The organism is Zhouia amylolytica AD3, assembly GCF_000511935.2.
Lineage (GTDB): Bacteria > Bacteroidota > Bacteroidia > Flavobacteriales > Flavobacteriaceae > Zhouia > Zhouia amylolytica.
Window position 1 is genome coordinate 42,384 of sequence record NZ_AYXY01000026.1, and the last position, 14,670, is coordinate 57,053.

General features: G+C 39.9%; 12 protein-coding genes. 9 read left to right on the forward strand and 3 right to left on the reverse strand.

The window, feature by feature from the left end; genetic code table 11:
- The first annotated feature begins 69 nt into the window (after positions 1-69).
- Positions 70-234 carry a hypothetical protein gene (locus tag P278_RS16615; RefSeq protein ID WP_161808365.1) on the forward strand — a complete coding sequence of 55 codons (165 nt, stop codon included), beginning with the start codon at positions 70-72 and terminating at the stop codon, positions 232-234.
- On the opposite strand, the gene P278_RS13805 is transcribed toward P278_RS16615, so the two are convergent.
- Positions 199-2,070, reverse strand: coding sequence for a cation:proton antiporter (locus P278_RS13805; protein WP_038268144.1), 1,872 nt, complete (start codon positions 2,068-2,070; stop codon positions 199-201). The genes P278_RS16615 and P278_RS13805 overlap by 36 nt on opposite strands.
- Before the next feature lie 141 nt (positions 2,071-2,211).
- On the opposite strand from P278_RS13805, the gene P278_RS13810 reads away from it, so the two are divergent.
- From P278_RS13810 to P278_RS13820, 3 genes are all read left to right on the forward strand, one after another.
- Positions 2,212-3,072, forward strand: coding sequence for an MBL fold metallo-hydrolase (locus P278_RS13810; protein WP_038268146.1), 861 nt, complete (start codon positions 2,212-2,214; stop codon positions 3,070-3,072).
- A 50-nt stretch (positions 3,073-3,122) separates the two neighbouring features.
- Positions 3,123-4,745 carry a S8 family peptidase gene (locus P278_RS13815; protein WP_038268147.1) on the forward strand — a complete coding sequence of 541 codons (1,623 nt, stop codon included), beginning with the start codon at positions 3,123-3,125 and terminating at the stop codon, positions 4,743-4,745.
- A 164-nt stretch (positions 4,746-4,909) separates the two neighbouring features.
- Entirely contained in the window at positions 4,910-6,799 is a 1,890-nt protein-coding gene (locus P278_RS13820; RefSeq protein WP_082436178.1) for a M1 family metallopeptidase, read from the forward strand.
- A gap of 107 nt (positions 6,800-6,906) precedes the next feature.
- Here P278_RS13820 and P278_RS13825 read toward each other — a convergent pair whose 3' ends face one another.
- Positions 6,907-8,016 (reverse strand): lactonase family protein, encoded by a 1,110-nt coding sequence (locus P278_RS13825; RefSeq protein ID WP_235444299.1) that lies wholly within the window; start codon positions 8,014-8,016, stop codon positions 6,907-6,909.
- A 125-nt stretch (positions 8,017-8,141) separates the two neighbouring features.
- Here P278_RS13825 and rnpA point away from each other — a divergent pair, with 125 nt between their 5' ends.
- Genes rnpA through P278_RS13850 form a run of 5 tightly spaced genes read left to right on the forward strand, consistent with a single transcriptional unit; the run spans position 8,142 to position 12,712 of the window.
- On the forward strand, positions 8,142-8,531 hold the full coding sequence (rnpA, locus tag P278_RS13830) for a ribonuclease P protein component (protein ID WP_038268150.1): 390 nt from the start codon (positions 8,142-8,144) through the stop codon (positions 8,529-8,531).
- Positions 8,532-8,543: 12 nt separating this feature from the next.
- Positions 8,544-10,172 carry a S41 family peptidase gene (locus P278_RS13835; protein ID WP_038268153.1) on the forward strand — a complete coding sequence of 543 codons (1,629 nt, stop codon included), beginning with the start codon at positions 8,544-8,546 and terminating at the stop codon, positions 10,170-10,172.
- A gap of 8 nt (positions 10,173-10,180) precedes the next feature.
- Positions 10,181-11,200, forward strand: a complete 1,020-nt coding sequence (gene mgrA / locus P278_RS13840) for an L-glyceraldehyde 3-phosphate reductase (RefSeq protein ID WP_038268155.1) — start codon at positions 10,181-10,183, stop codon at positions 11,198-11,200.
- 11 nt (positions 11,201-11,211) lie between these two features.
- Positions 11,212-12,198: a phosphotransferase gene (locus P278_RS13845; RefSeq protein ID WP_038268158.1), complete on the forward strand. Its 987-nt coding sequence runs from the start codon at positions 11,212-11,214 to the stop codon at positions 12,196-12,198.
- A 22-nt stretch (positions 12,199-12,220) separates the two neighbouring features.
- Positions 12,221-12,712: a GNAT family N-acetyltransferase gene (locus tag P278_RS13850; RefSeq protein WP_038268161.1), complete on the forward strand. Its 492-nt coding sequence runs from the start codon at positions 12,221-12,223 to the stop codon at positions 12,710-12,712.
- Positions 12,713-12,920: 208 nt separating this feature from the next.
- Here P278_RS13850 and P278_RS13855 read toward each other — a convergent pair whose 3' ends face one another.
- Complete coding sequence (locus P278_RS13855; protein WP_038268165.1) at positions 12,921-14,660, reverse strand: RagB/SusD family nutrient uptake outer membrane protein; 1,740 nt, start codon at positions 14,658-14,660, stop codon at positions 12,921-12,923.
- Positions 14,661-14,670: the final 10 nt, after the last annotated feature.

Genomic DNA, 14,670 nt, shown 5'->3' on the forward strand with positions numbered 1-14,670 from the left:
TTTTTATATCTTTAAGTAATTCACAACAAACAATTTACCTTACTTATGGCGGATTCAAAACCTATAAAAATGAAGTTCCTAAGGCTATTCGGAATCATTATATTCATGTTCGGAATGATCGCCTCTACCGTATATCATTCTGCTTCTTCAGATATCAATTGGATCGATTTTGTACTTGGTTCAATCACTGGTGCCGGATTAGGCCTCGCTCTTGGCCTCCTCAGACGGGGCTGATACCTTCTTTTTGGTTTCTTTTACCACCGGTTTTCCCATATAGACGAGTTTAGATCCTTTTTCGATTTCAAAATCTTCGTCAAGGGAACAAATGATATGCAACTCTCCGGTAAGGTCTTTTACAAATAAAGGAACTGCTTTTTGTTCTTTATTCAAATCGGCAATCTGCTCTAAATATTGTTGCGTAGACTCTAATTCCAATTCATTAATGGTCGGGTAATCTCTTGCCACCTCACTCAGGTTAATATAGTCGTCCTTCTTAGAAAACAGATCCTCTACCGGTAATTTGTTCGGATTCCTTAATTCTTCGGAAGTGATTAGCCTGAAGGCTCCATTTTCTCCCAGGTAGTTCTTGAACCTGGCCAGGGCATGCTTGTTTACATCATCACTACCCGTTAAGGCTAATAAATACCCAATATCACTCAACTCCACATCGGTTGATATATCTTCTGAATAGATATTTGATTCCATTGCATCCAGGTCGATCGCTTTCGCCTTGGCTACATTGTCGCTGTTACTATCGATCAGCACTACGTGACGATCGTTATTTTTCAGGTATTTAGCAATCAATCGCGAAGCTTTGGAAGCTCCAACGATTAAAATACCGTTTGATTCTTTTAAGAATACCCCGATCAGTTTGGCAAACATCCTTGCGGTTGTTCCGTTCAGGAGTACGGTCACCAACACCAAGGTAACTACCAAGGGGGTTATATATTCTGCATTCGGCACTTCGTTCAGGGTTAGTTTAGTACCCAATAAAGAAGCGATACCTACCGCTACGATACCTCGTGGGCCTACCCAGCTAATAAAGAGTTTTTCGTTTGTTTTCAGGCTTGAGTTATAGGTACTGAAAAACACCGACAACGGTCTTAAGATAAATACAATTACTGCCATTAAGGCTGCGGTTTGCCAGTTATAAACCAACAACAGGTCGCTGATATTGATGTTAGCGGCCAGGAGTATAAATAGTATTGAAATCAACAATACACTCAATGATTCTTTAAAGTACAATAGTTCTTTGAGGTTAGGAAGGTTACTGTTTCCTAATACCATTCCCATAACCACCACTGATAATAAGCCTGATTCGTGTGCAAAGACATCCGATTCTACAAAGACTAGTAACACTACTGATAAGGCTGTTACATTCAGTAAGTAATGCGGAATTAACTTCTTCTTCATGGCGAAGTACAGGGCGTAGGCCGCTGATACCCCGAAAGAGAAGCCGACGATGGCTATTTTTCCAAACTCCATAAAGGCTTGCTTGGTGAAGCCTGCGGATCCGCCTACGTTAATAAACTCGAATACCAATACGGCTACTAGTGCTCCCAAAGGGTCTATCAATATTCCCTCCCATTTTAAAACGGCGGAAACATCTTTCTTTAGCGGGATGTTTCGTAGGATTGGTGAAATTACCGTAGGTCCGGTAACGATGATCAAAGCGGCAAAAAGAAATGAGATCTGCCAGGTTAGGTCGAAAATATAGTGTGTAGCAACGGCAGCACCGATAAAGGTGATAAGGGCTCCGATACTAATCAGCTTCAGAATCACGGGTCCGACCTTCGAGATTTCATTCTTCTTCAGGGTAAGGCCTCCTTCGAATAAAATGATCCCCATGGCGAGGGAAACAAAGTAATACAAGCTATCTTCCGGGAACAATCCGTGGTTCCCATTCCACACGGGTTCTATCCATTTGCTACCATCTTCGGTAAACAAGGTTGACACCGGTCCAACGAATAACCCTATGAGTATCAATGGTAGTATCGCAGGAATTTTCAATCTCCATGCCACCCATTGAGCCAAAATACCAAGTATAACAATTCCTGCAAGCTCTAACATAAGCGTCGAATATTACATTATTTGAGTTCCTAAATATAGGAAAATGTTAAAAAACGCCTAATAAAATAAGGTAATAATGACTTTTCAGCAATGCTTTTATTAATTTGCAAGACTAATTTCTGAATATAGAAAATTGATTTTATGACACTTTACCCCATTGAATCCGGAAATTTTAAGCTTGATGGTGGCGCTATGTTTGGTGTAGTACCAAAGTCTATCTGGCAAAGAACCAATCCGGCAGATGCAAATAATATGATAGATATGGCTGCCCGATGCCTGCTGATTGAAGATGGTAATCGACTTACACTAATCGATACCGGAATGGGCAATAAGCAATCGGATAAATTCTTTGGTTATTATTATTTATGGGGCAATCACGATCTTGACACTTCTTTGAAAAAGGCAGGTTTTCATCGGGATGATATAACGGATGTGTTTATGACTCATTTGCATTTCGATCATTGCGGAGGGAGTGTTCAATGGAACAAGGACAGAACCGGCTATGAGCCGGCATTTAAAAATGCGAAGTTCTGGACCAATAAAGATCATTGGGATTGGGCCGTAAAGCCGAATGCTCGTGAAAAAGCTTCTTTTCTTCCTGAAAACATAAAGCCGATGGAAGAAAGCGGACAATTAAATTTTATCGATAATAATGGGGATTCATACGAAAGGTCTGCTGAAATGGGCTTTGACATTTTATATGTCGACGGCCATACGGACAAACAGATGATTCCTCATATTACATACCAAGGCAAAACTCTTGTGTTTGCCGCTGACCTTTTACCAACCACCGGGCATATTCCTTTGCCTTATGTAATGGGCTACGACACCAGGCCATTACTCACTTTAGACGAAAAAGAGACTTTTCTTGAAACCGCTGTTGATCAGGAGTACTACATCATGTTGGAGCACGACGCCCATCATGAGATCTGTACCTTGCAGCATACTGAAAAAGGCGTTCGTTTAAAAGACACCTTCACCTTTGATGAAGTTTTTAAATAAGCTTTCAAAAAAATGAATCACTAAAAATTGAACTATAATTGATATTGAAAATGAGAATTGTTAAACCTATTTTAAGTACGGCCTCTATGGCTCTTATTTTGGCTGCATGTGGATCGCCAAAATTAGTTTCTACCCCAATAGAAAACATAGATAATACTCCTTTAAAAGTAACTGAACTTACAGATACTGAAATGAAGCACTGGGGTCATCTTGACCTGGTTCAGGATACCATCCCGGGAATGTCGGTTGAAAAAGCCTATAACGAAATCTTAAATGCTCGTAAGGGACAACCTGTGATCGTTGGGGTTATTGATTCGGGTGTGGATATTAACCACGAAGATCTGAAAGATGTGATCTGGATCAATAAGGATGAGGTTCCAAATAATGGAATCGATGACGATAAGAATGGTTATATCGATGATGTTTACGGATGGAATTTCTTAGGGGAGGCTGTTGATGAAAACCTCGAATTGACCAGAATCGTAAAAAAAGGGGATGATGGTTCGGCAGCTTATCAAAAGGCAAAAGCTGAATTTGATAAGAAGAAGCAGGAGGCCTCACAGAATGCACAGCGTTATGAACAAATATACCAGGTGGTTTTAGATGCAGATGAAGCCATCGCTAAACACCTGGGTAAAAAGGAATACACTAAAGAGGATGTCAATGCCATTGAAACTGACGATCAGGCTCTTTTACAAGCAAAAGGGATGATGTCTCAGTTTTTAAGCAGAACTGATGGTGTTGCGGATTTAAAAGATCAAATTAAAGGTGGGGTTGATTATTACACGGATCAACTTAAATACAACCTAAACCTTGAATTTGACGGAAGAGCTGTTGTTGGTGACAACCCTTATGATATCAATGATACTGATTACGGTAACGGTGATGTTATTACGGATAGCGAGCTTGCAAAGCACGGTACACACGTTGCAGGAATTATTGCTGCTACCAGAAATAACAATATCGGAATGGATGGTGTTGCTCAGAACGTAGAAATTATGGCGGTTAGAGCGGTACCTAACGGTGATGAGTACGATAAGGATATTGCTTTGGCTATTCGTTATGCGGTTGATAATGGTGCTAAGGTGATTAACACGAGTTTTGGTAAGTATTACTCTCCTAACCCGGAGTGGGTATGGGATGCTATTAAGTATGCTGCTGAAAAGGATGTACTGATCGTTAATGCTGCCGGAAACGAAGGTGAGGATCTTGATAAAACAAATGTATATCCTAACGACGCTAAGGATAACAGTCCGGAGATCGCTGACAACTTTTTAACGGTTGGTGCTTTACACTACAAATACGGTCCTGAAATGATCGCTACGTTCTCTAACTACGGTGAGGTTAATGTGGATGTTTTTGCTCCGGGTACCAAGATATGGGCTACTACTCCTGAAAATACTTATGAATACCTACAGGGTACTTCTATGGCTGCACCTGCGGTTGCCGGGGTAGCTGCTACAATCAGATCTTACTATCCTAAGCTAAGTGCTGCACAGGTGAAGCAGGTTATTATGAACTCTGGTCTTGCGGCTAAATCTAATGTGATCTTAGGTGGTAATCCTGCGGATAAGGAGTCGTTTGCAACGATCTCTAAATCAGGGAAAATGGTAAACTTATACAATGCCATCATCCTTGCTGATAAGGTTTCGAGAGGAGAAATCAATTTATAAATATTATTCAAGAGGTTGTCTAAAAAGTGGTGAAAATTTATGTCACACTGAGCTTGTCGAAGTGTAATCTGTTGGAGATCAAATTGTCTTCGACAGGCTCAGACTGACAATTTTTATAAAAACAAGCTTTTTAGACATGCTCTTTTTTTCTAAACTAACTTATTATGAAACGAACGCAATTATACATGAACTTGTCTGGTGTCTTGATGTTGTTTGGTATTGCTTTAGCTACTGCTCAAAACAACACTTCGTATTGGCAACAGCATGTCGATTATAAGATGGATATCGATATGGATGTTGAAAATTATCGGTATGAGGGGCGTCAGGTGTTAACTTATACCAATAATTCTCCAGATACGCTAAACAGCGTTTATTATCATTTATATTTTAATGCTTTCCAGCCGGGAAGCGAAATGGATAGCCGTTTACAAAATATTCCTGACCCTGATGGTCGTATGGTTAACAACCTGGGGACTAAGGAAAATCCTAAATACGAAAGTCGTATTGCGAAGTTATCGCCTTCTGAGATTGGTTATATCAAGGTAAAAAGTCTTAAGCAAAACGGAAAGGCTGTAACTTATAATGTTGAGGGAACGGTACTGGAAGTTAGTCTTAATAAGGGTATCCTTCCTGGTGAGTCTGCTACTTTTACTATGGAGTTTGACGGGCAGGTGCCTGTTCAGATCCGAAGAAGTGGTAGAAATAGTAAGGATGGGGTTGCATTATCGATGACGCAATGGTATCCTAAAATGGCTGAATATGATTTCCAGGGATGGCATACCAGTCCGTATATCGCTCGTGAGTTCCAAGGTGTTTGGGGTGATTTTGACGTGAAACTGACTATCGACAAGGATTATGTAGTTGGTGGTACGGGTTACCTGCAAAACCCTAATGAGATTGGTTACAACTACGAAAAAGAGGGTACGCAAGTTAAGCGTCCGCGCGGAAAAAAATTAACCTGGCATTTTAAGGCGCCTATGGTACACGATTTTACCTGGGCTGCTGATCCGGAATACATTCACGACAAACTGGAGACTGAAAGTGGGGTTACCTTACACTTCCTTTATAAAAATGATCCTGAGATTGTAGCTAACTGGAAAAAGGTTCAAGGGCCTACTGCTGAGCTTTTAGCTTACTTTAATGAGCACATCGGACCTTACCCATGGAAGCAGTACTCTGTGATTCAAGGTGGTGACGGTGGCATGGAGTACGCTATGTGTACGCTTATTGCGGGAGGTAAAAGATATGGTAGTCTTTTCGGTACTACGGCACACGAAATGGCTCATGCCTGGTTCCAGCATTTATTGGCTACCAACGAGTCTAAGTACGAGTGGATGGATGAAGGGTTTACTTCTTATATCTCTACTCTGGCGGAAAATCACGTTGAAAACAAAAACCCTGTGAACCCGAGTATTGGTTCTTACAAAGGTTACTATTATATCGTTAAATCGGGAGTAGAGCAACCGCAAACTACGCATGCTGACAGGTATAACTACAATGCTGCATACAGTATTGCTGCTTATAGCAAAGGGGCTGTGTTCTTATCTCAGTTGGGATATGTAATCGGACAGGATAATTTAAAAGAAACGATTAAGCGTTATTACAACGATTTTAAGTTTAAACATCCGACGCCTAACGACTTTAAGCGTGTTGCTGAAAAGGTTTCGGGAATTCATTTAGACTGGTATTTAACGGATTGGACTCAAACTACCAATACTATTGACTATGGTATTAAAGGGGTTACTGCTGAGGGGAATAAAACCAAAGTAACTATGGAGCGTATCGGTTTAATGCCAATGCCTATAGATGTTATCGTTACCTATAATGATGGTTCTCAGGAGTATTTCTATGCCCCGCTACGAATGATGCGTGGTAAGAAGCCTACGAACCCGTATACAAATACAAAACGCACTGTATTGCCTGACTGGGCATGGGCGTATCCTACTTACGATTTCACTATTGATAAATCGAAGTCTGAAATTAAAAGTATCGTTATAGACCCTAACGGCTTTATGGCTGATATTAATAAGGATAACAATACTTATTCGGAATAATATTTTAAGTGTTATATTATTTCTGATAAAAATGCCGACCTTAATTATTGAGGTCGGCATTTTTTATGTGGTTAATTATAAACTCTTTTTTTCGAATTAGTACCGATTTAAAACAGGATACACACCGGAGAAGGTGCCGCTACTTCGCTTACATATGTTAGCAGTCCTGTTGTTTGATCTCTTTTAAATGCAATAATATTGTTGCTGTTTTGGTTGGCAACCAATAAAAAGTCTTCATCGGGTGATAACGCAAAGTTTCTGGGCCAGTCGCCTCTTACCGAATCAAAACCTATATTCATTAGCTCTCCATTCTCTTCCACCTTAAAAATGGCTATGGAATTATGTCCGCGATTAGAGCCATATACATATTGACCATCTGAGGATATGTGTATATCTGCGCAATAGCTGTCGCCTTTAAAATCGGCTGGCAGGGTACTGATGGTTGATTGTTTTTCCCACTCGCCTTCAGCGTTTTTCTTTAGGGTTACAATGCTGCTGCTTAATTCATTAATCACATAGGCATAGGTGCCATTTGGGTGAAAGGTCATGTGCCGCGGACCGTCGCCAGGATTCATATCGAGGGTTGCCGGTGCTTTGGCTATGAGGCTGTCATTTTTAATTTCAGAGAACCACAATTGATTGGTGCCGAGGTCGACTTCCACCAAAGAACGGTCGGGTTGTACCCAAACGGAATGTGCATGAGGTCCTGTTTGTCTTGCGTTTAAGGTATCGCCATGGTGTTGATGTATATCGAGTAAGTCTGATAGTTTTCCATTGGCATCCAGTTTTAAGAGTCCGGTATTTCCTCCTGTATAATTTGCTGTTAGCACATAATTATCGGGTGTGGTGGTAACAAAACAGGGATGTGCCCCCCCGGAGGAACTTCTGTTTATAAACACCAGGCTATCCGGAGTAATTTGGTAGGATTCTACCGTGCCTGTTTCATTTTCATTAACCGCCAATAAATAGGCTTTGTCTGCGGTATACGACAGAAAAGATGGATTTTCGGTAGCAGCCAGCAGTTTTTGTTTTTCGAGGGATCCGTCTTCAGAGAGTGCGTAGCGATAAATTCCACGGCTTTCTTTATCCGTATAGGTTCCGACGTAGAAATAGGTAACGTTTTCCTTTTTTTCTTCGGTGGTATCTTGTTTTTCTTTTTCCTTTTTACAACTTACAATAAGCATAAGCGTAAGGCTGGTAATAAGTAATTTCTTCACACTATTTTTGTCATGGTTATTAACTTCTGAAAGATACAATATCTATTCATAAAACAAGAGCCTCGGGTTTTTGAGACTTATGTGAATAGGTTTTTCTATTTTTACACAGAATGATATTTTGCTGCATGGATTACACATTTCCTAAAAAAGAGAAATTAAAAAGTAAGAAACTGATAGAACGCATGTTTACTGAGGGTTCGTCGGTTTCTAAATACCCTTTAAGGGTTGTTTATATTAAAAATGATGATTGGTTTGAAGCGTTTACGATTCAGGCGGGTTTTTCGGTTCCTAAACGCAAGTTTAAAAAAGCTGTAGACCGGAATAAGGTAAAAAGGTTGATGCGTGAAGCCTACCGTCTGAACAAAGAGCTCATTTTTAACAATCTGGAAACAAGTCATGCCTTTATGTTTTTGTACCTTGGAAAGGAAATTCCGGATTTTCAGGAATTAAATACCGCCATGCAAAAACTTTTAAATAAATTCATAAGTAAGATTCAGCAAGAATCGAACTCATAAAATACGATTGTTATGAAGAAGCTATTAAGAAAAAGAGTGCTAATCCCTGTTTTAGCGGTCTTCGTTTTAATTTCGGCAAGTTCGTTTAAAAACGATTTCTTTGAAATTGCCAAGCAGATAGAGATATTCACTACGATGTTCAAGGAGTTGAACATGAATTATGTGGATGAAACCAATCCTGCAGAACTGATGGATACTGCCATTAAGAATATGCTCGATGATCTCGATCCGTATACGCAGTTTATGAATGAACAGGATGTGGAAGAATTCAGGATTCGTAAAAATGGTGAATACTCGGGTATTGGTGCTGTGGTGCGCAACTATCCTGACAAAATTCTTATTGTAGAACCTTATAAAGATTCGCCTGCAGATAAGGCTGGTTTAAAGGCAGGAGACGAAATTATTAAAATAGATGATGTCGATGTATCAGAATACAATGAAGATGCCTCAGAACTCCTAAAAGGAGCCAATAACAGTCAAATTAAGCTTACTTACAAGCGACAGGGAGCCACTGAGACGGCCACTATAGAGCGTGAAGAAATTGAAATTGATGCGGTACCGTTTTATGGAAAGATCGACGATAAAACCGGGTATGTTGTTTTATCGCGATTTAACAGAAAGGCTTCCAAACAAACCCAGGAGGCTATTGAGGCTTTAAAAGCCCAGGGCATAGAGCGTTTGGTTCTTGATCTGAGAGGGAATCCGGGAGGACTTTTAAGTGAGGCGATTGAGGTTTGCAATTTGTTTGTTCCTAAAGGCGAACTTATTGTGAGCACTAAATCGAAAGTTAAAAAGTTCAATCAGGCGTATTATACCAAACGTAAGCCTTTGGATGAAAATATTCCTTTGGTGGTATTGATTAATGGAAGAAGTGCCTCGGCGAGTGAAATTGTTAGTGGAGCTCTTCAGGATCTGGACAGAGCGGTGATTATAGGATCACAGAGCTTTGGAAAAGGACTGGTGCAACGTCCGCTTAAACTGGTGTATGGAACACAGTTAAAAGTAACGATCTCGCGTTATTACACGCCAAGTGGAAGGTGTATTCAGTCGTTGGACTATTGGCATAGAGATGAACAGGGAAATGCGGTTAAAAACACGCAATTCAACGAGTTTAAAACCAAAAACGGCCGTAAGGTATACGACGGTGGAGGGGTTATTCCGGATCTTAAAATTGAAGCGCTTCAAAACAATGCTATCACGCGTGCATTGATTCAAAATAATGTGGTTTTTGATTACGCCACCAACTATTATTACAATCATCCGATTTCGGATATGGCTGACTTTGAACTAACCGAGTCTGATTACAGTGACTTTAAATCTTTTGTGGCAGCGGCAGGTTTTGAATATGAAACCAAAACAGAAAGGGAACTCAAGGATTTAATGAGCTCAGGGGAGACCAAAGATTTTGGCGCCGAGGTACAAGCTGATTATGAAAAGCTATTAAAGGATATTCAGCAAAGTAAAATAAGCTCGATAGATACGTTTAAGAAGAATATTATTAAAGAGTTAGAAGATGAGCTTATTAAGCGTTATTTCTATCAGGAAGGACTTTATAATTACTATTTGAAAAATGATGAAGCGATAGTAACCTCATCAAAACTATTAGCTGATTCAGCAAAATTTAACAGCATATTACAATAAACACCCCAATGAACACAAACGATCATAATCCATTACCCTTATATGTACCAAATGCGAACCGTTATGAAACCATTCCTTACCGAAGGTGTGGGCAAAGCGGGATATTACTGCCTTTAATTTCACTTGGGCTCTGGCATAATTTTGGACACTCAAACGATTTTAAAAATGCGCGATCAATGGTAAGAACTGCTTTTGATCATGGTATTACTCATTTCGATCTCGCGAATAATTACGGTCCGCCATATGGTTCTGCTGAAGAAACCTTTGGCCGCATCCTTCAAAAAGATCTTGGTACTTACCGCGACGAACTCATTATTTCAACCAAGGCCGGATGGGATATGTGGCCGGGTCCTTATGGTAATCTTGGTTCGAGAAAATATCTTATTGCCAGTCTCGACCAGAGTTTAAAGCGTATGGGCTTAGACTATGTCGATATCTTTTATCATCACCGTCCGGATCCTGATACGCCGCTGGAAGAGACCATGGGTGCTTTGGATCACATTGTAAGACAGGGAAAAGCTTTGTATGTAGGTATTTCACAATACAATGCCGAAGACACAGCCAAGGCGGCTAAAATCTTAAAAGACCTGGGAACTCCATGCCTGATCCACCAGCCGCGATACAATATGTTCGACCGCTGGGTAGAAAACGGGTTATTGGATGTACTGGGAAATGAAGGGATCGGGGCTATTGCTTTTTCTCCACTGGAACAGGGTATATTGACCGATAAGTATATTAACGGCATTCCTGAAGATTCGAGGGCGATTAAAGACGGTCGTTACCTACAGCGTGATAAGATTACCCCTGAAATTATTGAAAAGGTTAAGAAACTCAACGAAATTGCTCAACAACGCGGTCAATCGCTGGCACAAATGGCTATTTCGTGGTTATTGAAAGATGAAAGAATTACTACCGTATTGGTAGGGGTGAGTAAAACCGAGCAATTGAAAAATAATATTGAGGCTGCTCAAAACCTGAACTTCAGTAAGGAGGAATTGCATGCCATTGAAAAAGTTTTAAACGCTTAGTATCTATTTCAATGAATCATATTCCTGCGTTAAGTTCCATCCTTTGCCCGGAACATCTGGCAACCTGGGCGGAGACGAAATATGGCCTGTCAACTTGTACACAAACGGGTATTTTAAAAACGGGTATCAACCATAATTACAGCATTCAAACTACGAATGGTAACTATGTGCTCAGGGTTTATTTTAAAGACTGGAAAACAGAAGAGGAGATAGCAGAAGAATTAAAACTGCTCCATTATTTAAATGAAAATAATGTTGGTGTTTCTTATCCGATAAAGGACCTGGAACAGCAATATATTCAACAAATTGAAGCTCCTGAAGGGCTAAGATATGCTGTGTTGTTTTCTTATGCGGAGGGAGAAAACATTAAGAATCCTTCAGAAAAGGTGTGTAGATTGTTGGGTAAGTCTATGGCTGAAATGCATCAGTTGACAGCGCATAAATCGATCGATCGAAAAACCTATACTTCCGATACTTTAGTTGCCTGGGCTTATGACACCGCTCTGAGCTTTTTTCCGGAATCTAATCCTGAAATGCATTATTTTAAGCGTGCTAAAGAATTGATTCACGAAAGGTTCACCAGTGCAGATCCTACTAAATTGCGATCGGGGATCGTTCATCTGGACCTCTGGTATGATAATATGGCGGTTCAAAATGAGGATCGAATAACGTTCTTTGATTTTGATAATACCGGCAATGGTTGGTTGTTTTTAGATATCGGGTATAGCCTGATGCTGATTTTTAAAAATGAACCTGACAAGGAGCTGTTTAAAAGAAAAATGGCTGCTTTCTACGAGGGGTATGAATCTATAACCGGTATTTCAGAAGAAGAAAAAGAGCTGGTGCCTTTTGGCGGATTAGCCATTTGGCTTCATTATACCGGTATTCATGTGCAAAGATTTAACGATTTTACGAATCATTTTCTCAGTAATGATTTTTTGAAGTTCTGGATACATACCGTCAATGAATGGATGAAATATAACAGGATTAGTATTTAATTTAAACACTAAGAAGGGAATCATGAATGTTATTTATGCAAACGAGGCGCAATTAGGCATTGTACGTGCTTTGGCGTTAGAGACATGGCCTGCTACCTTTAAAGATATTCTATCGCCTGAACAAATTGATTATATGCTGGATTGGATGTATAGTGCTGCTTCGCTGAAGGATCAATATAAGGGAGGCATTAAATTTATACTCGCAGAAGAAAACGACGACTATTTCGGCTTTGCGGCTTACGAGTTTAATTATAAGAACGAAGCTAAAACCAAGATTCATAAAATCTATATTCACCCTAAAAGTCAGGGTAAGGGTGTCGGCAGGATTTTAATAAACTTTATAGCTGAGGAGGCTAAGAAACATCGTAATAATACCTTAACCCTGAATGTAAACCGTTACAATAAAGCAACTGGGTTTTATGAAAAACTGGGTTTTAAAACCATGTATTCGGAAGATATTGATATCGGAAACGGGTATTTAATGGAAGATTTCGTGATGGATAAAGGGCTATAACGATCGGATAGTAGTATTGCTGGTGATGGGTGCAACAAAAGGCACTAATATAAAATCGGGCTCGGAAGGTATTTGTGGTAACGGGACCTCATTTTACCCGGCAAGAAACTGACCGCCTCTTATAAAATAATCAGGCCATTGTATGATACAATGGCCTGAATTAATCAACCAAATTAATCTATTTCTATGTGTAGATAATAGATTTTTTTTACTCCCAACCAGGATTTTGCTCCAGTTTAGGATTTAATGTAATTTCATTTAAAGGCACAGGAAGTAAGTAATCTCTGTTCACATTAAATTGATTTCCTGATGCGATTTGATTTTGATGCGGATCTACATATCCGTCAGCATCTACCAAAACATCTACCCCAGGGGTAAGGTTTGGAAAATCTTCCTGTACAAAATAAACTCCTTTGAATCTTTTATTTACAATTAACTCATCTGCAGCTTGCCAACGCATGATATCATCAAATCGATATCCTTCAGCAGCGAACTCTACATGGCGTTCTCTTCGCACTTCATTAATAATTGGAGATAGCCCAGGGAAATTCCAATTCGGATCTGCAGGGATGCTGTTTAAGGTTAAATGAGGCATTCCTACACGATCTCTCAGCGCATTAATGGTCATATCGATATCCGTTTGGGTAATAGTTCCTAATTCCGCTTTTGCTTCTGCGTAGTTTAAAAGCACTTCGGCGAATCTAAAGATCGGTGATGACGTTGTACCTACACCTCCTGAAGAATATTGCGCAGGATCGGGATTTGCACCTTTAAACACCATATATCCTGAAGGGCAACCGGCAGATCCGCTCTGACCTAACGGAGCTTGTTCGAAAGCGGTAATTATTTCACCATTTACTTCCTCCATAGGATCTCCTGGTAAATATACTGTTTGGGCGAAACGTGGATCTCTGTTTGCTGACACGTTTTCCAATCCCTGATCGCCCTGGTATTGACCAGAGAGTGAAATTGGTAGGCCGTCGGCACATAGATACTGATCTACAAGGTCTTTCGTTAATCCTACATCTCCTCCGATTCTCGGTAAATAACGTTGTCCGTTGTGGGCAATTCCCAAATCGCGATCGAAAGCTCTCCAAAGCATTACCTCAGGATGGCCTGAAAAATCGGTTTGATTGAATAATACCCAGTAGTCGTTATCTGTGGCTCCGGTATTATAAACACCATAACCTGCAGGGTTATCTATTAATTGTTTAGCTGTATTAGCAGCAATTTGTAAATATTGTGTTCCGTCAGATCCACTAACTCCGAAAGGGGTTCCTGAATGATACTTTTCCCAGGTACCTTCATACAATGCTACTCTTGATTTAAACAATAAAGCAATCTCTTTGTTTAATCTGTTCCCATTGCTTACTTCTCCGGAAGGCATATATTCTATAGCCTTATCAAGATCTGCGAGGATATTGTTAATTACTTCATTTCTAGGGGTTCTTTCACTGTATAATTCTTCTGAATCCGGGCTTAAAGGATCTGTGATCCATGGCACATCTCCGTAGCTTCTTACAAGATTAAAATAGTAATAAGCTCTGAAAAAATACCCTTCACCAACGTATTGTGACATCTCTTCAAAGGGTGCATCTATTTCCTGGTATTTTGATAACATGGTATTTACAGAACGGATGTTACTATAGTTCCAGTTACCATTACCTGAGTTGATGGTATTTCTTCCGGATAGCCTGTTATTGACATTGGTTCTAAGCATATTGTCACTACTGGCGTCATACCAGTAAATTCCTCCACTCCACTCTCCCGGACTCCATCCTGGAAATGAGGTGTAAAACTGAATGACAAATAAGTTTAAGTCATTCGGGGTTTGCCAATAATTATCGGTGGTTATATTATCCAGATCCGGGCGATCTAAAAAATCTTCATTGCATCCTACCAGTAGCATGATAGATGCTATAAATGATACTATTCTTATTGATTTCATAGTTATTTTT